Origin of the sequence: Paracoccus sp. ME4 (assembly GCF_046736325.1) — a bacterium.
GTDB lineage: Bacteria > Pseudomonadota > Alphaproteobacteria > Rhodobacterales > Rhodobacteraceae > Paracoccus.
Genome location: NZ_CP151276.1, coordinates 1,592,244 through 1,614,668, shown reverse-complemented (window position 1 = coordinate 1,614,668; position 22,425 = coordinate 1,592,244). Strand labels below are relative to the sequence as shown.

Below are 22,425 nucleotides of genomic sequence, written 5' to 3'. Positions count from 1 at the left end.
GTGCCATGGGTCTGATCGGTATCCTTCTGTCACTGATCCTGCTGATGTATCTGGCCTATCGGGGCATCAACGTGCTGATCCTGGCACCGGCGCTGGCGCTGCTGGCCGTGCTGATGTCGGGCGACCTGCCGATCCTTGCGACCTACACGCAGGTCTTCATGGCGTCGCTTGGCGGCTACGTCATCACCTATTTCCCGCTGTTCCTGCTGGGCGCGATCTTCGGCAAGGTCATGGCCGACAGCGGCGCCGCGCGATCGATCGCGGAGTGGATCGTGGACAGGCTGGGCGCGGACCGCGCCGTGCTGGCGGTGGTCCTGTCCTGCGGCGTGCTGACCTATGGGGGCGTGTCGCTGTTCGTGGTGGCCTTTGCCGTCTATCCCATCGCCAACGCGCTGTTCCGACGCGCCGACATCCCCAAGCGCCTGCTGCCCGCGGCCATCGCGCTCGGGTCCTTCACCTTCACCATGACGGCATTCCCGGGCACGCCCGCGATCCAGAACGCCATTCCGATGCCGTTCTTCGGCACGAACGTCTTCGCCGCGCCGGTCTTGGGCACGCTGGCCGGGATCATCATGCTGGCGGGTGGCACGATGTGGCTGAACCGGCGCGCCCGTGCGGCCGGGGCCGAGGGTTACGGCGACCACCCCGTCACCGCCGCTGACGCGACCCTGCCCGAGGATGCGGACCTGCCGCCCTTCACGCTGGCCATCCTGCCCGTCGTGTCGGTGATCGTGCTGAACGCGATCCTGACCTGGTTTGTTCTTCCGACCATCAGCGCCGACTATCTGGCCGAGCCGCAATACGGCGAGACGACCCTGTCCTCGGTCGCCGGCATCTGGGCGATCATCGTGTCGCTAGTCGCGTCGATCCTGCTGGCCGTTGCCCTCAATTGGCGGCGCTTCGCGGACCTGCGGGAAAGCGTGAACGCAGGCACGATGGGCTCGCTCCTGCCCATCTTCAACACCGCATCCGAGGTGGGCTATGGCGCCGTCATCGCCTCGCTGCCGGCCTTCGCGCTGATCCGGGACGGGGTGCTGGGCCTGTTCCCGAACAACCCGGTGGCGTCGCTGTCGGTGGCGGTGAACGTTCTGGCCGGCATCACCGGATCGGCCTCGGGCGGCATGTCCATCGCGCTGAATACGCTTGGCGAACAGTTCGCCACGATGGGTCGCGACCAGGGGATCAGCATGGAGCTGATGCACCGCGTCACCGCGCTGTCCTCGGGCGGGTTCGACGCGCTGCCGCATAACGGCGCGGTCATCACGCTGCTGGCCATCACCGGGCTGACGCACAGGAAAAGCTATCCCGACATCTTCGTGGTCGCGGTGCTGATCCCGGTCATCGCGCTGATCACGGTGATCGCGTTGGGGACTGTGCTTTAACGGTACCCCTGCGCCTGCAGCTCGAACAGCTCCTTGTAGCGGCCGGGCCGGGCGACCAGTTCGGCATGGCTGCCCTGGTCCTGGACACGGCCCCCCTCCAGCACGATGATCCGATCCGCCATCCGCACGGATGAGAAGCGGTGAGAGATCAGCAGCGCCGTCCGCCCCTGCGTCAGATCGCGGAACCGCAGGAACACCTCGTATTCCGCCCGCGCGTCCAGCGCGGCGGTGGGTTCGTCCAGCACCAACAGCTGCGCATCGCGCATATAGGCGCGCGCGATGGCCAGCTTCTGCCACTCGCCACCCGACAGGTCCAGGCCGCGGGCGAACCGCTTGCCGACCATCTGGTCATAGCCCTTGGGCAGCTTGGCGATGACCTGATCGGCCAGGGACCGTTCGGCCGCCGTCACGATTCGGGGGCGGTCGTCGCGCGCGTCGATCCGGCCGATGGCGATGTTCTCGGCCGCGGTCACCGCATAGCGGACGAAGTCCTGAAAGATCACCCCCACGGTGCCGCGCAGCTGGTCCAGGTCATAGTCGCGCAGGTCGCGCCCATCCAGCGTGATGCGGCCTTCGTCGGGGTCATACAGACGCGCCAGCAGCTTGACGATGGTGGTCTTGCCCGCGCCGTTCTCTCCGACCAGGGCCACGGTTTCGCCCGCCTGCAGGTCCAGCGTCATGCCGCGGATCGCCCAATCGTCGCGCCCCGGATAGCGGAAACCCACATTCTCGAACCGGAACCCCTGCCTGATGGGCATCGGCACCGGCAGCGGGTCGGCAGGACTGGCAATGGCCGGGACGGCGGTGAAGAAGTCGAACAGATCGTCCAGATACATCGCCTGACCCGCCATGCTGGAGAACCCGGACAGCAGCCCCTCCAGCAACCCACGCAGGCGCAGGAAACTGCCCGACAGGAAGGTCAGATCGCCGATGGACAGCTGCCCCGTCAGGGTCCGCGCGATGATCCACAGGAACGCCGCGTAATAGGCCAGCGTGCCAAGCGCGGTCAGCACCGCCATCACCGACAGCTGGCGGCGCTGGATCACCCGGTTCTCCAGGTAGAACCGCCGGGCCAGGGTCAGGTATCTGTCGCGCAGCCACGGGCTTAGGCTGAAGATCTTGACCTCTTTCGCGGTCTCGGCGGTGGCTGCGATCATGCGCAGATAGTCGCGTTCGCGCCGGTCTGCGGCGCGGGCGTGGTTCAGCGCATAGGTGCGGGCGTTGAAATGCATCTCTCCCATCAGGGACGGGATCAGCGCCAGCGCCAGAAGCACCACCAGCCACGGATTGTAGACCACCAGACCCACGCCAAAGCTGATGACGGTGACGCTGTCTTGCATCTGCTGCATCAGCTGGTTCAGCAAGGGGATGCGCCCCATTGTCTGACGCCGCGCGCGGTCCAGGCGGTCCTGAAAGCTGGCATCCTCGAAGGAGGCCAGGTCCAGATCCGCCGCGTGATCCATCAGCCGGATCGAGATGTCGATGACCAGCTTCTCCTGCAGCAGCGCATCGACATAGGCGACCAACCGCCCCAGCACGTCCTGCGCGATCGCCAGCGCCAGTTCCAGCGCCACCAGCCCGATCAGCGGATGCGCCAGCCCGCTGTCCCACCAGCCCACCAGCGTGTCGGGCCCGCCCGCGGCCGACAGGGCCACGACCTGGTCGATGATCAGCTTGCCCACCCACAGCATCGCGACCGGCATCAGCGCCCGCATCAGGCGCAGCGCCACCATGGCCAGCGTCAGCGCGGGGCTGGCCCGCCAGACCATGACCAAGAAGGGCGGGATGTTCTTCAGCGCCGCCCAACGCGCCGCATAATCGGGGGATGCGGGCGCGTCGGGCGGCATCTCAGGCGGCCTCGGTCCGGCGGGCGTGGGCGATCTCGGCCTCGGTCAGGGGGCCGGGGAAATGGCAGGCGACCTGATGATCGCCGACCGTCAGCTGCGGCACCGATGCTGCGCATTCAGCCCGCGCTCGGGGACAGCGCGTGCGGAACACGCAACCCGAGGGCGGGTTCATGGGCGAGGGCAGATCGCCCGCCAGCGGCACGATGGTCTTGGCGGTCTCGATCGTCGGATCGGGGACCGGCACGGCAGACAGCAGCGCCTGCGTATAGGGGTGCTGGGGGTCGGCATAGAGCGCCTGCACCGGACCCATCTCCATCACCTTGCCCAGATACAGCACCATCACACGATCGCTGATATGTTTCACCACCGACAGGTCATGCGCAATGAAGATCAGCGCCAGCCCCAGATCCTTTTGCAGCCGGATCAGCAGGTTGATCACCTGCGCCTGGATCGAGACGTCCAGCGCGGACACCGGCTCATCGCAGATGATCAGCTTGGGCTCCACGATCAGGGCGCGGGCGATGCCGATGCGCTGGCACTGGCCGCCGCTGAATTCATGGGGGTAGCGGTTGATCTGGTTGGGCAGCAGGCCGACCTTTTCCATCATCGCCTTGACGCGCTCGCGCACCTGGGCACGGGGCAGGTCGGGGCGGTGGGTGGTCAGGGGTTCGGCGATGATCTGGCCCACGGTCATGCGCGGGTTCAGGCTGGCCAGCGGGTCCTGGAACACCATCTGGATGTCCTGGCGATAGGCCATCATCTGCCGGGGCGTCAGCGCCAGTAGGTCCTTGCCGTCGATCCATTCGGCCTGTCCCGTGGCCGGGACCAGCCCGATCAGGGCGCGGGCCAGGGTCGATTTCCCGCAGCCGGATTCGCCCACCACGCCCAGGGTCTCTCCGGGCGCCAGGGCGAAATCGACGCCGTTCACCGCGCGCAGCGGGTTGGGGCGGGTCCAGGGCATCGCGCCTTCCGGGCGGATCTGGAAGGTCACGCGCAGGTCGCGCACGCTCAGAAGATCGCTCATGGCTTGGCCTCCGATCCGGGGGTCTGGGTGGCGCCGGCCGCACCGGCACCGGCGACGGCGCCCTCGGGCAGGTGGTCGTCCGGCGGCAGGGTGTCACCAGCGGCGACCAGGTCGGGCTGCGGGTCGTCGATCATGCGCCGGGCCAGCACCTCGGCCACGGGCGCGTGGCAGGCGCGGGCGCGGCCGGGGGCGAAGACCTCCAGCGCCGGGTCGATGCTGGCGCAGCCTTCGCGGCGATAGGGGCAGCGCGGCTCGAAGGCGCAGCCCGAGGGAGGGCGGCTCATGTTCGGGGGCTGGCCGGGGATGGCGCGCAGCTCGTCATCGTCCTGATCGACCCGCGGAATCGCGTCCAGCAACCCTTGGGTATAGGGATGCGTCGGTTCGGCAAAGATCGGGCGCACCGGCCCGGTTTCCCGGATGCGGCCGCCATACATGACCGCGACCCGTTCGCAGGACCCCGCGACCACGCCCAGATCATGGGTGATCAGGATCATCGCCATGCCGAAATCGCGCTGCAGGTCCGACAGCAGCGCCATGATCTGCGCCTGCACCGTCACGTCAAGGGCGGTCGTGGGCTCATCCGCGATCAGCAGCTTGGGTCGGCAGAGCAGCGCCATGGCGATCATCACCCGCTGCCGCATGCCGCCCGAGAACTCGTGCGGATAAAGCCGCACGCGCCCCTTGGCGTCGGGGATCTTGACCGCGTCCAGCATCTGCACGGCCTGCGTGACGGCATCGCGTTTCGACAGGCCCTTGTGCAGCGTCAGCACCTCGGCCATCTGGTCGGCCACCCGCATATAGGGGTTCAGGGAGGTCATCGGGTCCTGAAAGATCATCGCGATCTGTTCGGCCCGGATGCGGTTTAGCACCTTGGGCGGGGCGTTCAGGATCTGTTGTCCGTCGAACATCACGCTGCCCGAGGCGCGGCCGTTGCGCGCCAGAAGGCCCATGATCGCGAAGGACAGCTGCGACTTGCCACTGCCGGATTCGCCGACGATGCCCAGGGTCTCGCCCGCATCGACGGACAGGGTCACGTCGTTGACGGCCCGCACCTCGGCATCGTTGGTCTGGAAGCGGACCGAGAGGCCCTGCAATTCGAGAAGGGCCATCTCAGCGCTCCTTGGGGTCGAGGGCGTCGCGCAGGCCGTCGCCCACGAAGAAGAAGCCGAACAGCGTGATCACAAAGAAGAACAGCGGAAAGGCCAGCTGCCACAGCGTGCCGTAGTTCATTGTGCCGGCCCCTTCCGAGATCAACGCCCCCCAGCTGGTCAGCGGTTCCTGCACGCCCAGGCCCAGGAAGCTGATGAAGCTTTCCGTCAGGATCATCAGCGGCACCAGCAGCGTCGCATAGACCGCAACCACGCCCAGCAGGTTTGGTACGATATGGCGAATGATGATGCGGAAGGACGACACGCCGGTGGCGCGCGCCGCCTCGATGAATTCTCGGTTCTTGAGGCTAAGGGTCTGACCGCGAACGATTCTGCTCATGTCCAGCCAGGAGATCAGGCCGATGCCCAGGAACAGCATCGACATGGACCGCCCGAACATGACCAGCAGCAGGATCAGCACGAACATGTAGGGAATCGACATCAGGATATCGACCGCGCGCATCATGATCTGGTCGGTGCGCCCGCCGACATAGCCCGCCGTCGCACCATAGAGCGTGCCGACGATGACCGCGATGGCCGCCCCCACGACGCCCACCATCAGGCTGATGCGGGTGCCCTGCACCACGCGGGCATAGAGGTCACGGCCCAGATCGTCGGTGCCGAAGAAGTGCCCGTTGGCCAGCGAGGGCTGGCCCATCTGGGCGACCTGGCCCATGACGCTGAAATCCAGCTCTTCGTTCGACCATTGCGCGAGATAGCCGCCGAAGATCGCGAAGAGCGACACCAGCACCAGGATCGTCAGGCCCAGCATCGCGGCCTTGTTGCGGAAGAAGCGGCGGCGCGCGTCGGCCCAGGGGCTGCGGCCGCGGACCTCTGCCTCGACCATGCGGGCCGAGAGGGACTGCATCTTGGATTGATCGATGACCATGACCTAGTACCTGATCTTGGGGTCGATCCATGCGTAGAGCACGTCGACGATGAGGTTGAAGAGGATGGTCAGCGCGCCCACCAGGATGGTGACGCCCATCATCACGGCATAGTCGCGGTTCAACGCGCTATCGACGAAGGCCTTGCCGATGCCGCCGGTCGAGAAATAGATGTCGATCACCACCGACCCGGTGATCATCGACACGAAGACCGGCCCCAGATAGCTGATCACCGGCAGCATCGCGGGTTTCAGCGCGTGGCGGATGATGACGCGGTGTTCGGGCATCCCCTTGGCCCGCGCCGTGCGGATATGGTTCGAGCCCAGCACCTCCAGCATCGACGACCGGGTGATCCGCGCGATCGAGGCCATGTAGCTGGTCGAGAGCGCGATCACCGGCATGATCCAGAAGCTGGGATTGCTGAACGACCAGCCGCCGCCCGGCAGCAGCCCGTACCACAGCGTGAAGACCAGGACCAACAGCGGCGCCATCACGAAGTTCGGCAGCACCTGCGCGCCGATGGACACGCCCACGGCCAGATAGTCGACCCAGCTGTTGTGCCAGATCGCCGCCACCACGCCCAGGGCCACGCCCACGACGACGGCGGCCAGGAAGGACAGCCCGCCATAGGTCAGCGTCACCGGAAATCCGCTGGCGATCAGCTGGTTCACGGTCCGGTCGGGATAGACGAAGCTGGGGCCGAAGTCGAAATGCACGACCACGTTGACCAGATAGTTCCAGATCTGCAGCCACAGCGGGTCGTTCAGGCCGTATTGCGCCTCCAGGTTGGCCAGGACGGCCGGGGGCAGGGCGCGTTCGCCCGTGAAGGGTCCGCCCGGTGCCAGCTGCATCAGGACGAAGGAGAGGACGATCAGCAGCAGCAGCGTGGGTATCGCCACCGCCAGCCGTCGCAGGATGAATGCGAACATCGCGTGGGGCCTTCCCTGCGGGAGGGTTGAAACGAACGGGACCGGGGCGGCATGCGCCACCCCGGCCCCCGGTCAGGATGCCACCTTACTCGGCGACGCGATACAGATCCTTGGCGTACCAGGTGTTCAGCAGGTTCTCGCGCGGCAGGCCCTTGATCGCCGGGTTGATCATGTCGACATCGGCATAGTGATAGACGAAGACCGCCGGGTGTTCCGCCGCCAGGATCTCCTCGGCGCGGCGATAGAGGGGCGCGGTGTCCTCGGCCGTGCGGGCGTCGACCAGCAGCTTGTCGTATTCCTCGTTCGACCACTTGCCGCTGTTGTAGCCGGTGGTGCGGAACCAGTCGAGGAAGGTCGAGGCCTCGTCGTAATCGGCGCACCAGGCATAGCGCGCGATCTCGAAGTCCTGGTTCTGCAGGCGGTCGGTGTGGACGGCCCATTCGACGTTGTTCAGCTCGACCTCGATGCCCAGGGGGCGCCAGAACTGCTGGGCGGCGATCGCCAGCAGGCGGTGGCTGTCATCGGTGTTGTACTGCAGCTGGACCTTGACCGGGTTGTCGGGGCCGTAGCCGGCCTCGGCCAGCAGCTCCTGCGCGCGGGCCATGCGGGCCTCCATCGGCATGTCCTTCATGCCGCCCTCGGGCGCCGAGAACCCGTCGATCGCCCAGTGGGTCCAAGTGTAGGCCGGCTCCTGGCCGCCCTGCAGGACCTGGTCCACGATGACCTCGCGGTTCAGCGACAGGGCCATGGCCTCGCGCACGCGCACGTCCTTGAGGACCTCGGGGCCCTTCTCCGACAGGTTGAACACATAGGCGTAGGAGCAGCCGTTCGGCACCGACACGGCCGCGTCCGGGAACTGTTCGGACAGGCGGGGGAACTGGCCCGCGGGGATTTGAACACGGTCCAGCTCTCCGGCCTGATAGCGGGTCAGGGCGACGTTGTTGTCGTTCACGGTGACGCCGCGGACGGTCTCCATGATGACGTTCTCGGCGTCCCAGTATTCGGGGTTTTTTTGGAAGACGATCTCGACGCCCAGATTGTGGCTGGCCAAGGTATAGGCGCCGTTGCCGACGATGTTGTCCGGCTGGACCCAGGCATCGCCCAACTCCTCGACCACCGCGCGCGGGACGGGATAGGTCGTGGTGTGCGACAGGGTCTTGATGAAATAGGGGGTCGGCGTGGTCAGGCGGACCTGCAGGGTGCGGTCGTCCAGCGCGGTGACGCCCAGCTGGTCGGGGGTCATCTCTCCGGCGATGATCTGGGTGGCGTTCTGGATGTTCATCAGCTCCAGGTACCAGGCGTATTCCGACGCGGTCTCGGGCGTCACGACGCGCTGCCAGGCATAGACGAAGTCATCCGCGGTGACCGGGTCGCCGTTCGACCAGTTGGCCTCGCGCAGGTTGAAGGTGTAGGTCAGGCCGTCCTCGGAGACCTCGTGGCTCTCGGCCATGCCGGGGATCATCTCGCCCTGCGCGTCCTGGATCATCAGACCCTCGAACAGCGAGCGCAGCGCGTCCGAACCCTCGACATCGGTGTTCTTGGCCGGGTCCAGCGACTTGATCGCGTCCAGCAGCCAATAGGTATAGGTCTGGTTCTCGGCCAGGGTCTCGCCCTCGGCGGGCTGCACGGCCCATGCGGGCAGGGCCAGCGCGGTCAGCAGCGCGGTCGTCGCGAAAAGCTTGGTCATCCCAACTCCTCCAAGTTGTGTGTCGGTGTCGTCTCGCACCGGAATGGCGCGAGGTTTAGTGAAAGCGTCGGGCTGGGCAAGCGGCGTTTCGCGCTTCCCAACCCGTCCGCCCTGTGGAAAACAGTCGCGCATGACAGGACGCGGACATATCACCCTGGTGACCGGCGGCGCGCGGTCGGGCAAGTCGGCGCTGGCCGAGCGGCTGACGCTGCGCCATGCGATGCCGCGCATCTACATCGCCACCGCGCAGGGCCGCGACGCGGAGATGGCCGAAAGAATCAAGGCGCATCAAGACGATCGCGGCGCAGGCTGGCGCACGGTCGAGGAGCCTGTCGATCTAGTCGGCGCGCTGACGGCCACCGACGGGCAGGGCGTGCGCCTGATCGACTGCCTGACGCTGTGGCTGTCCAATTGTCTGGGATCGGCGGATATCGGCGCATTGTGCATGACGTTACGTCAGCAATGCTGCCCTGTCGTCCTCGTGACCAACGAACTGGGGCAGGGGATCGTCCCGGACAATGCGCTGGCGCGGCGGTTCCGGGACGATCACGGCCGCATGAACCAGGCCGTCGCGCATCTCGCCGACGAGGTCTGGATGGCCGTCAGCGGCATGCCCCTGCGCCTGAAACCCACGGAGACCGACCCCGATGCCCCGATTTGACGCGACCGCCGCTGATGCCGCCCTGGCCCGGCAGGCGCAGCTGACCAAGCCCGCCGGATCGCTTGGCCGGCTGGAGGAGCTGGCCGTGTTCATGGCGGGCTGGCAGGGAACCGACCGGCCGGTGCTGGAGCGCGCGCAAGCGCTGATCTTTGCCGGCAATCACGGCATCGCGGCGCAGGGCGTGACGCCCTTTCCCCCGGCGGTCACGGCGGCGATGGTCGCGAACTTCCGCGCCGGGGGCGCCGCGATCAACCAGCTGTGCCGCGTGGCCGGGGCCGCGCTGTCGGTCGTGGACCTGGACCTGGAGCGGCCCACCGCGGATTTCACCCAAGGCCCGGCCATGACCCAGGCCGAGGTCGCCGAGGCCATGGCGCGGGGGGCCGAGGCCGTCGACCCCGAGGCGCATGTCCTGCTGCTGGGAGAGATGGGGATCGGCAATTCCACCGTCGCGGCCGCGCTGGCCGCGGCGACCTTCGGGGGGCGGGCCGAGGACTGGGTCGGTCCCGGCACCGGTGCGCAGGGCGCGATGCTGATCGCCAAGACCCGCGTGGTAGCCGAGGGGCTGTACCGTCATGCCGTGACCGGCACCGCCGACACGCTGGCGGCCTTCGGGGGGCGCGAGCAGGCGGCGATCTGCGGCGCGGTGCGCCGCGCGGGCGAGCTGGGCATCCCGGTGATCCTGGACGGCTTCATCTGCACGGCCGCCGCCGCGGTGCTGACCCGCGACGATACGGCCGCGCTGGCCCACTGCCTGATCGGCCATGAGAGCGCCGAGCCGGGCCACCGTCGCCTGATCGCCGCCCTGGGGATGCGGCCCGTCCTGTCGCTGGACATGCGCCTTGGCGAGGGGTCGGGCGCGGCCGTGGCGCTTCTGGTGCTGCGCGCGGCGCTGGAATGTCACAACGGCATGGCGACATTCGCCGAGGCCGGGATTGTCTAGGCCCTGCCAGCTGATCCTGGCGCTGGTCTTCCTGACCCGGCTGCCGCTTGGCCGCCTGCTGCCGCCGCGCGTGATGCCGCTGTCCGAGGCGGCTTGGGCCTTTCCGCTGGCGGGCGCGGTGCTGGGCGCGCTGGCCGGGCTGCCGCTGTGGCTGATGGGGCCGGGCCTGCTTCCCGCCGCGCTGGCCGTGGCGCTGGCGGTCTGGCTCAGCGGCGCGCTGCACGAAGACGCGCTGGCCGATTTCGCCGATGCGGGCGGCGGGCGCGACCGCGCGGACCGCCTGCGCATCATGCGCGAACCCACGATCGGCAGCTATGGCGCGGCGGCGCTGACGGCGGCGATGCTGGTGCGCGTCGCGGCGGTGACGGCGCTTGGCCCCGTGGCGCTGATCGGCGCGGTCGCGGCCGGGCGCGTGGCGCCGGTGGTGCTGATGCGCGCCCTGCCGCCCGCACGCCGCGACGGGCTGGGACAGGGCGCGGGACGCCCGTCGCGGCGCGCGGTGCTGGCGGCGGGTCTGACCGGGGCGCTGGTCCTACTGCTGACCGCGCCGGGGCCGGGGGCCGCGGCGCTGGCCATGGCGCTGGCGGCGATCAGCGTCGTGGCGGTGTCGCGCCGCGCCTGCCGCCTGCTGGGCGGGCAGACGGGCGACGTGCTGGGCGCGTCGGCGGTGCTGGCGGAATGTGCGGCCCTGGTCGGCATGGCGGCCTTGACCTAGGGGAAACCTGCGGAAAAACTTGACCGGGCCGGACGGGTTGCCGCATATCCTGCCCGACAGAACGACCGGGTGAACCGGATCGCGGCCCCAAGGCCGCGCCTTGAGGGAGGAGCATATCATGGGTGGCCTTTTGGCCCTTTCACGCGGCATCGACCGCGTCACGTCGCTTGTCGGCCGCAGCGTCGCGTGGCTGATCCTGCTGGCCGTGGTCATCAGCGCCGTCAACGCGGTCGTCCGCAAGCTGTTCAGCATGTCGTCGAACGCCTGGCTGGAGGCGCAGTGGTACCTGTTCGGCGCCGCCTTCATGCTGGCCTCGGCCTGGACCCTGCTGGAGAACGAGCACATCCGCATCGACGTGATCTATGGCCGCTGGTCGCGCCGGATGCAGCACTGGATCGACCTGATCGGCACCGTGCTGTTCCTGATGCCCTTCACCACCGTCATGCTGTGGCTGACCTGGCCCGCGCTGATGGGCAGCATCCGCAGCGGAGAGATCTCGATGAACGCGGGCGGGCTGCCGCTGTGGCCGGCGCGCGCGATCCTGGTCGTGGGCTTCGGCATGCTGTTCGCCCAAGGGCTGTCCGAGATCGTCAAGAAGATCGCCGTCATGCGCGGCATCATCCCCGATCCCTTCCCGGCGACCGGCCCGAACGAGGCTGCCATCCACGAGGCCGAGCTGATGCTGGCAGGCCGCACCGACCTGACCGACGAACCGGAGCGCCGCGCGTGATCGACCTCATCGCCCACAACCTTGCCCCCATCATGTTCTTCTCGATGGTGGCCTTCCTGCTGTTCGGCTATCCGATCGCCTTCGCCCTGGCCGCGAACGGGCTGCTGTTCTTCTTCTTCGGGGTGTTCCTGACGCCGCTCTCGGACCAGGTGAACCTGGGCTGGAACCTCCTGGGCGCGCTTGGCGACCGGGTCTTCGGCGTGATGCGCAACGACACGCTGCTGGCCATCCCGTTCTTCACGCTGATGGGGATCGTGCTGGAACGCTCGCGCATGGCCGAGGAGTTGCTGGACACCATCGGCCAGCTGTTCGGCCCGGTGCGCGGCGGCCTGGCCTATGCGGTGATCCTGGTCGGCGCGCTGCTGGCGGCGACGACGGGCGTGGTGGCGGCCTCGGTCATCTCGATGGGGCTGATCTCGCTGCCGATCATGATGCGCTACGGCTATGACAAGCGGCTGGCGACGGGCGTGATCGCGGCCTCGGGGACGCTGGCGCAGATCATCCCGCCCTCGCTGGTGCTGATCGTGCTGGCCGACCAGCTGGGCCGGTCGGTGGGCGACATGTACAAGGCCGCCATGGTGCCCGCGCTGGCCCTGACCGGCGTCTACATCGTCTATGTCCTGATCCTGTCGGTCCTGCGGCCCAAATCCATGCCCGCCCTGCCGCTGGAGGCGCGCAGCCTGGGCGGTGGCGGATGGTCGCTCCTGGTGGTCAGCCTGCTGGCCGTCGCCATCTTCTACCTGTCCAGCCGCTGGATGGAGGCGAACGACATCGCCAACGCGCCGATCTGGGCGGCCACGCTGGCGGTCGCGGTGCTGCTGGTCCTGGCGGTCACCGACCGGGCCCTGGGCGGGCGCTGGCTGTCGCCGATGACGCGCGAGGTCATCATCGTGATGATCCCGCCGCTGGCGCTGGTCTTCCTGGTGCTGGGCACGATCTTCCTGGGCATCGCCACGCCCACCGAAGGCGGCGCGATGGGCGCCATGGGCGCGCTGATCCTGTCGGCGATCAAGGGCCGGCTCAGCTATGATGTGCTGAACCAGGCGCTGCTGTCCACCGTCAAGCTGTCGGCCTTCGTGATGTTCATCCTGATCGGGGCGACGGTCTTCTCGCTGACCTACTACTCGGTCAACGGCCATATCTGGGTGCGCGACCTGCTGACGGCGCTTCCGGGCGGGGTCACGGGCTTCCTGATCGTGTCCTGCGTGATCATCTTCATCCTGGGCTTCTTCCTGGACTTCTTCGAGCTGGCCTTCGTCATCGTGCCGCTGCTGATCCCGGCGGCGAACGCGCTCGGCGTCGATCTGGTCTGGTTCGGGGTGATCCTGGCGGTGACGATGCAGACCTCGTTCCTGACACCGCCGGTGGGCTTCGCGCTGTTCTACCTGCGCTCGGTCGCGCCGCGGAAGCCCTATCGCGACAAGGTCACGGGGCGGATGATGGACCCGATCACCACGCTGACCATCTATCGCGGCGCGGTGCCCTTCGTCGGGCTTCAGGTGATGATGATCGCGGTGGTGATCGCCTTCCCGGGACTGGTCATGCACTACAAGGGGCCGGTCGTGGACACCTCGAACATGCGCATCGAGATCCCGATGGGCGGCGGTGTTGGTGGTGGGCTGGGCGGCGGCGACGCCGGACAGTCGGGCGGCGGCGGCTTCGGATCGCTTGGCGGTCTGGGCGGCTCGCCCTTCGGTCAGCAGCAGCCCGCGCCGGCCACGCCCGCTCCCGCACCGGCAACGACGGCACCGGGAACGCCGGCACCGGCCACGCCTGCGCCCGCCGCCCCGGCGCCGGCCGCGCCGTCGGGCGGCATGGGTCTGGGCTTCGGTGCGCCCCCGCCGGGCCTCTCGGGCAACTGATCGGGCGGGCCGGCGACCCCGGCCCGTCCCGCTTCCCGGACAGGAAAAAACCCCCGCGCAGCCTCTGCGCGGGGGTTTCCCGTTCCCGATCGGGCCGGTGGATCAGCCGCCGACGGCCAGGGTGCCGTTGCGCTGCTGGATCATCATGAACGTGTCGAAGGTGTATTCCGCGGTCTGCTGGTAGAGGTACCAGTCGTCGCGGAACTGCAGCATCGCCTCGTACTGGGTCTTGAACGCCTCGTTCTCGGCCGAGACCTCGGCATAGACCTCGTTCGAGGCGGCGAAGGCTGCGGTCAGCACCTCCTCGCTGAACGAGCGCAGCTGCGCGCCCGAACCGACCAGCTCCTTGAGGGCGGTCGGGTTCTTCATGTCGTATTTCGCCAGCATATTCTGGTCCGTGGCCTGCGCGCAGGTGCGGAACAGCGACTTGTAGTTCTCGGGCAGCGCATCCCACTGGGCCTTGTTCACGAAGAAGCTGACCGTCGGGCCGCCTTCCCAGAAGCCGGGATAGTAGTAGTAGGGCGCGACCTTCTGGAAGCCCAGCTTGCTGTCGTCATAGGGGCCGACCCATTCCGCCGCGTCGATCGTCCCGCGCTCCAGCGAGGGATAGATGTCGCCGCCCGCGATCTGCTGCGGCACCACGCCCAGCTTCTCGACCACCCGGCCCGCCAGGCCCGAGATGCGCATCTTCAGGCCCTGCAGGTCGGCCAGGCTGTTGATCTCCTTGCGGTACCAGCCGCCCATCTGCACGCCGGTGTTGCCGCCCGGATAGCTGACCAGGTTATACTGCTCCAGGAAGGCGTTGTAGTTGTCGATGCCGCCGCCCTGATAGTTGTAGGCGTTCTTGGCGCGGGCCGAGAAGGTGAAGGGCAGGTCGGCGCCGCAGGCGAAGGCCGGGTCCTTGCCCCAGTTATAGTAGCCCACCGAATGCGAACATTCGACGGTCCCGTCCGTCGTCGCGTTGATCGCGTCCAGCCCCGGCACGATCTCTCCGGCCGAGAAGACCTGGATATTGAAGCGGCCGTCGGTCGCTTCGGACAGGCGCTGCGATATCTCCTCGGCGCCGCCATAGATGGTGTCCAGCGACTTGGGGAAGCTGGAGGCCAGGCGCCAGTTGATCTGCGGTGCTTCCTGGGCGATCGCCGGGGCCGCCAGGACGCTGCCCGCCGCTGCGGCGGCACCGCCGATGGACGCGCGCGTGATGAAGGACCGCCGGTCCAACGCTTTGGAATCTTTCATTCTGTCTCCCTCCGCTTGGGTCGGGGGGCCCCCTCGGCCCGCACTGTCCCACCCTGCATGGCCGACAGTTTAGCCCGGGATTCAGACCTGTCGAGACCTCTGTGACCGATTGGTCAAGTTATTTTGCCTGTCGGGTGCGGCACCGGCGCGTGGACGATTGTGCCTGCAAAAACGGCGCATTATCAGGGACGGTGCGACAAGGAGTCCCCCCATGCGCATCGACGACTGGCATCCCGATCTGTCCGCGCAGCCCGGACCGAAGTTCCGCGCCTTGGCCAACGCGCTGCGCGAGGCCGCCCGGTCGGGGCTTCTGGCCCCAGGTACGCGGCTGCCGCCGATGCGCGACCTGGCCTGGCGGCTGAAGGTCACCACCGGCACCGTCGCGCGCGCCTATCAGGTCGCCGCCGCCGAGGGCGTGATCGAGAGCCATGTCGGCCGCGGCAGCTTCATCGCGGCACCGCGCCCGCGCCAGCCCGTGCCGCAGCCGCTGCTGTATGAGAGCGTCGATCAGGCGGCCGTGCCCGGCGGGCCGGCCGACCTGCGCATCCCGCAGCTGCCCGATTGCGGCCAGGTCCAGCGCATCGCCGCGCATCTGACGGCGCTGGCCGAGGATCTGGGCGCGGACGTGCTGGACTATACGCCCCTCAGCCGCGATCAGGACTGCCGCGACGCGGTGCTGGACTGGATGGCGGTGCGTCCCCTGGGCGCCGTCGCGCGCTCCGACCTGGTGCTGACCCATGGCGGGCAGCACGCGATCACCCTGGTCATGGCGCTGTGCCTGGCCGACCAGCCGGCCAAGGTCATGGTCGAGGCGCTGACCTATCCCGGCATCAGCCATGCCGCCCGCCTGATGCGCGCCCAGACCCTGCCCGTGGCGCTGGACGATCAGGGCGTGCGGCCCGACGATCTGGACCGCGTGGCGCGGGCCAGCGGGGCGCGGCTGATCTGCCTGACGCCCTCGGCCCAGAACCCGACGCTGGCCGGGATGGGGGCGGCGCGCCGCGCCGAGATCGTCGAGATCGCCCGCCGCCATGACCTGCAGATCATCGAGGACGAGTGCTATGCCCCCAGCCCGCGTCCCGACGCCCCCGCCAGCCTGCGCGCACTGGCGCCCGAGCGGGTCTGGCATGTCAGCAGCCTCTCCAAGATCATCGCGGTGGGGCTGCGCTTCGGCATCCTGATCTGCCCCGAGGGGATGGGACAGGCGGGTCGCGTGGCCGCCCAGCACAGCCATATGGGCCTCTCGCAGCCGATCACCGGGCTGGTGACGCGGCTGATGCGGTCGGGCGACGCGTCACGCATCGCGCGCGAGGTCCAGGCCGAGGTCGAGCATCGCCTGGCCATGGCGCAGGAGGCGCTGGCCGGGCTGGACGCACGGGGGCAGGCCGGTGTCCCGATGATCTGGCTGCCGCTGCCGGCGCCCTGGTCGGCCACGGATTTCGTGGCGCGCGCCGCGGCGGCGGGGGTCATCGTGCGGCCGTCATCGGATTTCTGCGGGCCGGGCCAGGCGCCCCTGCAGGGGGTGCGGATCGCGCTGAACGGACGGATGCCGCGCGATCGGCTGATGGCCGCGCTGCGGACGCTTGGCCAGATGGCGAGGTCCGGCCCCGGGGTGGGGCCGGACTGAGGCGTCAGCGCAGGATGCTGCGGCCGGCGTATTCGGCGGTCGCGCCCAGCATCTCCTCGATGCGGATCAGCTGGTTGTACTTCGCCAACCGGTCCGAGCGGGCCAGCGAGCCGGTCTTGATCTGACCGCAGTTGGTCGCGACGGCCAGGTCGGCGATGGTCGCATCCTCGGTCTCGCCCGAGCGGTGCGACATCACCGAGGTGAAGCCCGCGCGGTCGGCCATGCGGACGGCGTCCAGCGTCTCGGACAGGGTGCCGATCTGGTTGACCTTGACCAGCAGGCTGTTGCCGCAGCCCTTCTCGATGCCCTGGGCCAGACGACGCGGGTTGGTCACGAACAGGTCGTCGCCGACCAGCTGGATGCGGCCGCCCAGCTTGTCCGTCAGCATCTTCCAGCCGTCCCAGTCATCCTCGGCGCAGCCATCCTCGATCGACAGGATCGGATAGGCGTCGCAGAGTGCGGCCAGATAGTCGACGTTCTCGGCCGGCGACAGCGACTTGCCCTCGCCCTTCATCTCGTACTTGCCGCCCTTGAAGTACTCGGTCGAGGCGCAGTCCAGAGCCAGCATGATGTCGTCGCCGGGCTTGTAGCCGGCCTTCTCGATGGCCTTCAGGATGAAGTCCAGCGCGTCGCGGGTGCTGCTGAGGTTCGGGGCAAAGCCGCCCTCGTCGCCGATGCCGGTGGAGAGGCCCGCCGCCGACAGCTCCTTCTTCAGCGTGTGGAAGATCTCGGACCCCATGCGCACGGCTTCGCGGATGTTCTCCGCGGCGACCGGCATGATCATGAATTCCTGGATGTCGATCGGGTTGTCGGCATGCTCGCCGCCGTTGATGATGTTCATCATCGGCACCGGCAGGATGCGCGCGGCCGTCCCGCCGACGTAGCGATACAGCGGCTGGTTCGTCGCATCCGCCGCGGCCTTGGCCACCGCCATGGACACGCCCAGGATGGCGTTCGCGCCAAGGCGGGCCTTGTTGGGCGTACCGTCCAGCTCGATCATCATGGCGTCGATGGCGCGCTGCTCGGTCGCGTCCTCGCCCACCAGGTTCTCGGCGATCTCGCCGTTGACGGCGGCCACGGCCTCCAGGACGCCCTTGCCCATGTAGCGCGCCTTGTCGCCGTCGCGCTTCTCCACCGCCTCATGCGCGCCGGTCGAGGCGCCCGAGGGCACCGCCGCGCGGCCCATGGTGCCGTCCTCCAGCGTCACGTCGACCTCGACGGTCGGGTTGCCGCGGCTGTCCAGGATTTCACGGGCATAGATGTCGATGATGGCGGTCATGAGCACACTCCGGTTGATGCTTGGCGCCTTGTTAGCGCCGACAGACCGGTTCCGCAACGTTCACGGCAGGCGGATGCGCGCCCAGATCGGCAGGTGGTCGGAGGCGTCGCGCGCGCCCGCCTCGTTGAAGACGCCGGTCTCCAGGATCTCCAGGTTGGTGGACAGCGCCATGCGATCCAGGCGCAGCCGGGGCAGGGGCGCGGGCCAGGACGGGCCCGGCGCCACCACGCGGAACCCGGCCAGCGATTCCAGCCCGCGGTCGTCGCGCCATTCGTTGAAATCGCCCATCATCACGATCTGATCCTCGGCGATGCGGGAGGCCTGGGCGGTGATCCGCGCCAGCTGCGCGCGCCGCGACGACCGCGCCAGGCCCAGATGCGCGCCGATGACGGTCAGGCCCGGCAGGCGCAGGGCCACGGCACCGCGCGGCTCCAGCCCCGGCAGGGGCAGGCGGCGCAGGTTGGCCTGAGCCGCCAGATGCGGGCGCATCAGGATGGTCTGGCCGTGCCAGCCCAGGCTGCTCTCGGTGGTGCCGTAGATGTCGGCGGGGACCAGCCCGGTCTCGGCCTGGATCAGCTTGCGGGGCAGGGCCTCGGGGCGGGCGCCGAGGCGGAAGTCCACCTCCTGCAGGGCGATGATGTCGGGGTCCAGCGCGCGGATGACGGCCAGGTTGCGCAAGGGCGCGTGCGGCCCGGTCATGCCGCGGCATTTGTGCAGGTTGTAGCTGGCGATCTTGAGCATGGGGTCTCCACATCCTTGGGCGCATGGTGACGGGGAACGCGCGGCCCGCAAGGGGGGCGCACGCAATTCCGCGTCAGGTGCCGCAGAATGTCTGGCGGACCGCCTCTGCGGGGGCGGGGGGCAGGGCCAGGTCTGCCCAATCCGCATGCAGGTCGCGAGGATGGGTCACGGCCTGGAACAGACGCTCGAACGGGGCCATGTCGCCTGCTACGGCCGAGGCGATGGCCTGCTCGATCCGGTGGTTGCGCGGGATGCGACGCGGGTTGGCGCGCGCGATGACCGCCTGATCGGGCGACAGCGCCTGCCAGTCGCGCGACCAGGCGTCGAAGCCCGCGCGGTCGGTGAATTCGTCGCGGGCGGTGCCGTCCGACAGTCCGGCGAAGACACGCGTGAAATCGGCGCGTTCGGTGGCCATCAGGGTCAGCAGCCGCTCGATCAGCGCCTGATGGGCCGCGCCGTCGATGCCCAGCTTGGCCCCGAAGCGGCGCCGCCACGCGGCCTGATAGAGCGGCGCGAAGCCGTGCACCGCCTTGGTCGCGGCCTCGACGGCGGCCTCCTCCTCTCCCATCAGGGGGATCAGGCAGGTGGCGAACTGCGCCAGGTTCCAGACCGCGATGTCGGGCTGGTTCGCCCAGGCATAGCGTCCCTGCCGGTCGATCGAGGAAAAGACCGTCTGCGGGTGATAGCCGTCCATGAAGGCGCAGGGGCCATAGTCGATCGTCTCGCCCGAGATCGCCATGTTGTCGGTGTTCATGACCCCGTGGATGAAGCCCAGGGCCATCCATTGCGCGATGGTCTCGGCCTGGGCCGCCACGACGCGCTCCAAGAGCGCCAGCGCGCCGTCCGCATCGGGATAGTGGCGCGCGATGACGTGATCGGTCAGCGCCTGCAGGCGCGCGCGGTCGTCGCGCACGGCGAAATACTGGAACGTGCCCACCCGGATATGGCTGGCCGCGACGCGGGTCAGCACCGCACCGGGCAGGCCGCCCTGATCCCGCCAGACCTGATCGCCGGTGGCCACCGCCGCCAGCGCCCGCGTCGTCGGCACGCCCATCGCGGCCATGAATTCGCTGACCACGTATTCGCGCAGCACCGGACCCATCCAGGCGCGCCCGTCGCCGCGGCGCGAGAAGGGCGTGGGACCGGACCCCTTCAGCTGGATGTCGAAGCGCGCGCCGTCGGGGGCCACGATCTCTCCCAGGAGGACCGCCCTGCCGTCACCCAGCTGCGGGACGAAACCGCCGAACTGATGGCCCGCATAGGCCTGGGCCAGGGGGACGGCGCCGTCGGGGATGGCGTTGCCGGCCAGCATCTCGACCGTCAGGGCGTCGCGGTCCATCCCCAGCCTGTCGGCCAGCGCGCCGTTCAGCGCCAGAAGGCGCGGGGCGGTCACCGGGGTCGGGTCGACGCGGGCGTAGAACCCTTGCGGCATCCGGGCATAGCTGTTGTCGAAACGGATCATCGGGGTCTCCTTTGACCCTAAGATAGGGGCGCAGGGCGGCTTTGCCAGCCCGCGACCCTTGCACCGCAGGCGTCAAGGGCGTATCCGCATCCCGCAAAAGGAGCCTTTCACATGAAATTTCTCGACCTCGCCAAAGTCTATATCCGCTCGGGCGGGGGTGGCGCGGGCTGCGTGTCGTTCCGCCGCGAGAAGTTCATCGAATATGGCGGCCCCGACGGCGGCGACGGCGGCCGCGGCGGCGATGTCTGGGCCGAGGCGGTCGAGGGGCTGAACACCCTGATCGACTTCCGCTATCAGCAGCACTTCTTCGCCAAGTCCGGCCAGCACGGCATGGGCAGCCAGATGACCGGCAAGTCGGGCGACGACATCGTGCTGCGCGTGCCCGTGGGCACCGAGATCCTGGACGAGGACGAGGAGACCGTCATCGCCGACATGACCGAGGTCGGACAGCGCGTGCTGCTGGCCAAGGGCGGCAACGGGGGCTGGGGCAACCTGCATTTCAAGTCGGCCACGAACCGCAGCCCGCGCAATGCCAACCCCGGACAGGAGGGCATCGAGCGCACGCTGTGGCTGCGGCTGAAGCTGATCGCGGATGCCGGTCTGGTGGGGCTGCCCAATGCGGGCAAGTCGACCTTCCTGGCCGCCGTGTCGAACGCGCGGCCCAAGATCGCGGATTATCCCTTCACCACGCTGCACCCGAACCTGGGCGTCGTGGGCGTGGATGGCCGTGAGTTCGTGATGGCCGACATTCCCGGCCTGATCGAGGGCGCGAGCGAGGGCCGGGGCCTGGGCGACCAGTTCCTGGGCCATGTCGAGCGGTCGAACGTGCTGCTGCATCTGGTGGACGGCACCTCCGAGACCGTGGCCGAGGACGCGCGCACCATCCTGACCGAGCTTGCGGCCTATTCGCCGGTGCTGATGGAGAAGCCGCGCGTCACCGCGCTGAACAAGATCGACGCGCTGGACGAGGACGAGATCGCCGAACGCCGCGCGGCGCTGGAGGCCGAACTGGGCCATCCGGTGATGCTGATGTCGGGCGTCTCGGGCAGCGGCGTGACGGATGTGCTGCGCGCGCTGTGGACCGAGATCGAGCCGTCGCGCGCCCCGGCCCGCGACGAGAGCCAGGGAACGTGGCAGCCGTGATCGTGGTGGCTGACGCGCCCGATCTGGCCGCGGCCCGGCGGCTGGTCGTCAAGATCGGCTCGGCGCTGCTGGTGGGTCCCGAGGGGCTGAGGGTCGACTGGCTGCGCGGCCTCTGCGACGACGTGGCGGCATGGCGGGCGCGGGGATGCGACGTGGTGCTGGTCAGCTCGGGCTCGATCGCGCTTGGGCGGCGGGTGCTGGGTCTGGCCGGGGGCGCGCTGCCGCTGGAGCAGGCGCAGGCCGCGGCGGCGGTGGGCCAGATCCGGCTGGCGCGCGCCTATGAGGAGGCGCTGGCCCCGCATGGGGTGACCACCGCGCAGGTCCTGCTGACGCTGGAGGACAGCGCCGACCGCCGCCGCTATCTGAACAGCCGCGCGACCATGCAGACGCTGCTGTCCCTGGGCGTCGTGCCCATCGTGAACGAGAACGACACGGTGGCGACCGACGAGATCCGCTTCGGCGACAACGACCGCCTGGCCGCGCAGATCGCCGTCACCTGCGGCGCGGATCAGCTGCTGCTGCTGTCCGATGTGGACGGGCTCTACACGTCGAACCCCAAGACCGATCCCGATGCGCGGCACCTGCCGCTGATCGCGGCGATCACGCCAGAGATCGAGGCGATGGGCGGCGACCCCGTGTCGGGCCTGTCCAAGGGCGGCATGAAGACCAAGCTGATGGCGGCGCGGACCGCGGTGGCGGGCGGCTGCGCGATGGCCATTGCCGAGGGGTCGGTCTTCCGCCCGCTCTCTGCCGTGGCACAGGGAGCCCGCGCGAGCTGGTTCCTGCCCGAGGCGGATCCGCAGCTGGCGCGCAAGCGCTGGATCGCGGCGATGAAGTCCAAGGGCGCGGTCGTCGTCGATGCGGGCGCGGCCCGCGCGCTGGCGCAGGGCAAGTCGCTGCTGCCGGCGGGCGTCACCGCGATCGAGGGCAGCTTCGGCCGGGGCGAGCCGGTCAGCATCACCGGACCCGAGGGGCAGCGCCTGGCGACTGGGCTGATCCGCTATACCGCCGAGGAGGCGCGGCTGATCGCGGGGCGCCAGTCGGCCGAGATCGCGGGCATCCTGGGCTATCCGGGACGCGCCGCGCTGATCCATCGCGACGACATGGCGCTCTAGCGCGCCG

The 22,425-nt window shown here is 68.9% G+C and carries 19 protein-coding genes; 9 read left to right on the top strand and 10 right to left on the bottom strand.

Annotated features, from left to right (window positions below):
- Positions 1 to 5: 5 nt before the first annotated feature.
- On the top strand, positions 6 to 1,382 hold the full coding sequence (locus AACG61_RS08255; protein ID WP_411836663.1) for a GntP family permease: 1,377 nt from the start codon (positions 6 to 8) through the stop codon (positions 1,380 to 1,382).
- Here AACG61_RS08255 and AACG61_RS08250 read toward each other — a convergent pair.
- The 6 genes from AACG61_RS08250 to AACG61_RS08225 form a co-directional block, all read right to left on the bottom strand.
- Complete coding sequence (locus AACG61_RS08250; protein WP_411836662.1) at positions 1,379 to 3,229, bottom strand: ABC transporter ATP-binding protein; 1,851 nt, start codon at positions 3,227 to 3,229, stop codon at positions 1,379 to 1,381. The two genes, AACG61_RS08255 and AACG61_RS08250, sit on opposite strands and share 4 nt — an antisense overlap.
- A 1-nt stretch (position 3,230) precedes the next feature.
- Positions 3,231 to 4,253 carry an oligopeptide/dipeptide ABC transporter ATP-binding protein gene (locus AACG61_RS08245; protein ID WP_411836661.1) on the bottom strand — a complete coding sequence of 341 codons (1,023 nt, stop codon included), beginning with the start codon at positions 4,251 to 4,253 and terminating at the stop codon, positions 3,231 to 3,233.
- On the bottom strand, positions 4,250 to 5,362 hold the full coding sequence (locus tag AACG61_RS08240; protein WP_411836660.1) for an oligopeptide/dipeptide ABC transporter ATP-binding protein: 1,113 nt from the start codon (positions 5,360 to 5,362) through the stop codon (positions 4,250 to 4,252). Before AACG61_RS08240 ends, AACG61_RS08245 begins: the two co-directional genes overlap by 4 nt.
- Before the next feature lies 1 nt (position 5,363).
- Complete coding sequence (locus AACG61_RS08235) at positions 5,364 to 6,290, bottom strand: ABC transporter permease subunit (RefSeq protein ID WP_411836659.1); 927 nt, start codon at positions 6,288 to 6,290, stop codon at positions 5,364 to 5,366.
- 3 nt (positions 6,291 to 6,293) lie between these two features.
- Entirely contained in the window at positions 6,294 to 7,217 is a 924-nt protein-coding gene (gene oppB, locus AACG61_RS08230; protein ID WP_411836658.1) for an oligopeptide ABC transporter permease OppB, read from the bottom strand.
- Positions 7,218 to 7,302: 85 nt separating this feature from the next.
- Entirely contained in the window at positions 7,303 to 8,904 is a 1,602-nt protein-coding gene (locus tag AACG61_RS08225; RefSeq protein WP_411836657.1) for a peptide ABC transporter substrate-binding protein, read from the bottom strand.
- 130 nt (positions 8,905 to 9,034) lie between these two features.
- Between AACG61_RS08225 and cobU the strand changes: the two genes are divergently transcribed.
- The 5 genes from cobU (at position 9,035) to AACG61_RS08200 (ending at position 13,812) form a co-directional block, all read left to right on the top strand.
- Entirely contained in the window at positions 9,035 to 9,565 is a 531-nt protein-coding gene (gene cobU, locus AACG61_RS08220) for a bifunctional adenosylcobinamide kinase/adenosylcobinamide-phosphate guanylyltransferase (protein ID WP_411836656.1), read from the top strand.
- Positions 9,552 to 10,505 (top strand): nicotinate-nucleotide--dimethylbenzimidazole phosphoribosyltransferase, encoded by a 954-nt coding sequence (gene cobT, locus AACG61_RS08215; protein WP_411836655.1) that lies wholly within the window; start codon positions 9,552 to 9,554, stop codon positions 10,503 to 10,505. The genes cobU and cobT overlap by 14 nt, the downstream gene beginning before the upstream one ends.
- Entirely contained in the window at positions 10,498 to 11,220 is a 723-nt protein-coding gene (gene cobS, locus AACG61_RS08210) for an adenosylcobinamide-GDP ribazoletransferase (protein ID WP_411836654.1), read from the top strand. The genes cobT and cobS overlap by 8 nt, the downstream gene beginning before the upstream one ends.
- Before the next feature lie 118 nt (positions 11,221 to 11,338).
- Positions 11,339 to 11,950, top strand: a complete 612-nt coding sequence (locus AACG61_RS08205; protein WP_411836653.1) for a TRAP transporter small permease subunit — start codon at positions 11,339 to 11,341, stop codon at positions 11,948 to 11,950.
- Complete coding sequence (locus tag AACG61_RS08200) at positions 11,947 to 13,812, top strand: TRAP transporter large permease (RefSeq protein WP_411836652.1); 1,866 nt, start codon at positions 11,947 to 11,949, stop codon at positions 13,810 to 13,812. Before AACG61_RS08205 ends, AACG61_RS08200 begins: the two co-directional genes overlap by 4 nt.
- A 102-nt stretch (positions 13,813 to 13,914) precedes the next feature.
- Here AACG61_RS08200 and AACG61_RS08195 read toward each other — a convergent pair whose 3' ends face one another.
- Positions 13,915 to 15,033 (bottom strand): TRAP transporter substrate-binding protein, encoded by a 1,119-nt coding sequence (locus tag AACG61_RS08195; RefSeq protein WP_411839482.1) that lies wholly within the window; start codon positions 15,031 to 15,033, stop codon positions 13,915 to 13,917.
- A gap of 229 nt (positions 15,034 to 15,262) precedes the next feature.
- Here AACG61_RS08195 and AACG61_RS08190 point away from each other — a divergent pair, with 229 nt between their 5' ends.
- Positions 15,263 to 16,678 carry a PLP-dependent aminotransferase family protein gene (locus AACG61_RS08190; RefSeq protein ID WP_411836651.1) on the top strand — a complete coding sequence of 472 codons (1,416 nt, stop codon included), beginning with the start codon at positions 15,263 to 15,265 and terminating at the stop codon, positions 16,676 to 16,678.
- A 4-nt stretch (positions 16,679 to 16,682) separates the two neighbouring features.
- Here AACG61_RS08190 and eno read toward each other — a convergent pair whose 3' ends face one another.
- The 3 genes from eno to AACG61_RS08175 all read right to left on the bottom strand — a co-directional run bounded on the left by eno (position 16,683) and on the right by AACG61_RS08175 (position 20,160).
- Positions 16,683 to 17,957, bottom strand: coding sequence for a phosphopyruvate hydratase (eno, locus tag AACG61_RS08185; RefSeq protein WP_411836650.1), 1,275 nt, complete (start codon positions 17,955 to 17,957; stop codon positions 16,683 to 16,685).
- Between the two features lie 60 nt (positions 17,958 to 18,017).
- Positions 18,018 to 18,698 carry an endonuclease/exonuclease/phosphatase family protein gene (locus AACG61_RS08180; RefSeq protein WP_411836649.1) on the bottom strand — a complete coding sequence of 227 codons (681 nt, stop codon included), beginning with the start codon at positions 18,696 to 18,698 and terminating at the stop codon, positions 18,018 to 18,020.
- A 73-nt stretch (positions 18,699 to 18,771) separates the two neighbouring features.
- On the bottom strand, positions 18,772 to 20,160 hold the full coding sequence (locus AACG61_RS08175) for a protein adenylyltransferase SelO (protein WP_411836648.1): 1,389 nt from the start codon (positions 20,158 to 20,160) through the stop codon (positions 18,772 to 18,774).
- A gap of 111 nt (positions 20,161 to 20,271) precedes the next feature.
- Between AACG61_RS08175 and obgE the strand changes: the two genes are divergently transcribed.
- Both obgE and proB read left to right on the top strand, forming a co-directional pair.
- Positions 20,272 to 21,303 (top strand): GTPase ObgE, encoded by a 1,032-nt coding sequence (obgE, locus tag AACG61_RS08170; protein ID WP_411836647.1) that lies wholly within the window; start codon positions 20,272 to 20,274, stop codon positions 21,301 to 21,303.
- 2 nt (positions 21,304 to 21,305) lie between these two features.
- Complete coding sequence (proB, locus tag AACG61_RS08165; protein WP_411839481.1) at positions 21,306 to 22,418, top strand: glutamate 5-kinase; 1,113 nt, start codon at positions 21,306 to 21,308, stop codon at positions 22,416 to 22,418.
- The last annotated feature ends 7 nt before the right edge of the window (positions 22,419 to 22,425 follow it).

What these genes read in the sequence shown, in the direction of transcription:
- AACG61_RS08255 (WP_411836663.1), top strand. Translation starts at nt 6, where the DNA reads ATGGGTCTGATCGGTATCCTTCTGTCACTGATCCTGCTGATGTATCTG.
- AACG61_RS08250 (WP_411836662.1), bottom strand. Translation starts at nt 3,229, where the DNA reads ATGCCGCCCGACGCGCCCGCATCCCCCGATTATGCGGCGCGTTGGGCG.
- AACG61_RS08245 (WP_411836661.1), bottom strand. Translation starts at nt 4,253, where the DNA reads ATGAGCGATCTTCTGAGCGTGCGCGACCTGCGCGTGACCTTCCAGATC.
- AACG61_RS08240 (WP_411836660.1), bottom strand. Translation starts at nt 5,362, where the DNA reads ATGGCCCTTCTCGAATTGCAGGGCCTCTCGGTCCGCTTCCAGACCAAC.
- AACG61_RS08235 (WP_411836659.1), bottom strand. Translation starts at nt 6,290, where the DNA reads ATGGTCATCGATCAATCCAAGATGCAGTCCCTCTCGGCCCGCATGGTC.
- oppB (WP_411836658.1), bottom strand. Translation starts at nt 7,217, where the DNA reads ATGTTCGCATTCATCCTGCGACGGCTGGCGGTGGCGATACCCACGCTG.
- AACG61_RS08225 (WP_411836657.1), bottom strand. Translation starts at nt 8,904, where the DNA reads ATGACCAAGCTTTTCGCGACGACCGCGCTGCTGACCGCGCTGGCCCTG.
- cobU (WP_411836656.1), top strand. Translation starts at nt 9,035, where the DNA reads ATGACAGGACGCGGACATATCACCCTGGTGACCGGCGGCGCGCGGTCG.
- cobT (WP_411836655.1), top strand. Translation starts at nt 9,552, where the DNA reads ATGCCCCGATTTGACGCGACCGCCGCTGATGCCGCCCTGGCCCGGCAG.
- AACG61_RS08205 (WP_411836653.1), top strand. Translation starts at nt 11,339, where the DNA reads ATGGGTGGCCTTTTGGCCCTTTCACGCGGCATCGACCGCGTCACGTCG.
- AACG61_RS08190 (WP_411836651.1), top strand. Translation starts at nt 15,263, where the DNA reads ATGCGCATCGACGACTGGCATCCCGATCTGTCCGCGCAGCCCGGACCG.
- eno (WP_411836650.1), bottom strand. Translation starts at nt 17,957, where the DNA reads ATGACCGCCATCATCGACATCTATGCCCGTGAAATCCTGGACAGCCGC.
- AACG61_RS08180 (WP_411836649.1), bottom strand. Translation starts at nt 18,698, where the DNA reads ATGCTCAAGATCGCCAGCTACAACCTGCACAAATGCCGCGGCATGACC.
- AACG61_RS08175 (WP_411836648.1), bottom strand. Translation starts at nt 20,160, where the DNA reads ATGATCCGTTTCGACAACAGCTATGCCCGGATGCCGCAAGGGTTCTAC.
- obgE (WP_411836647.1), top strand. Translation starts at nt 20,272, where the DNA reads ATGAAATTTCTCGACCTCGCCAAAGTCTATATCCGCTCGGGCGGGGGT.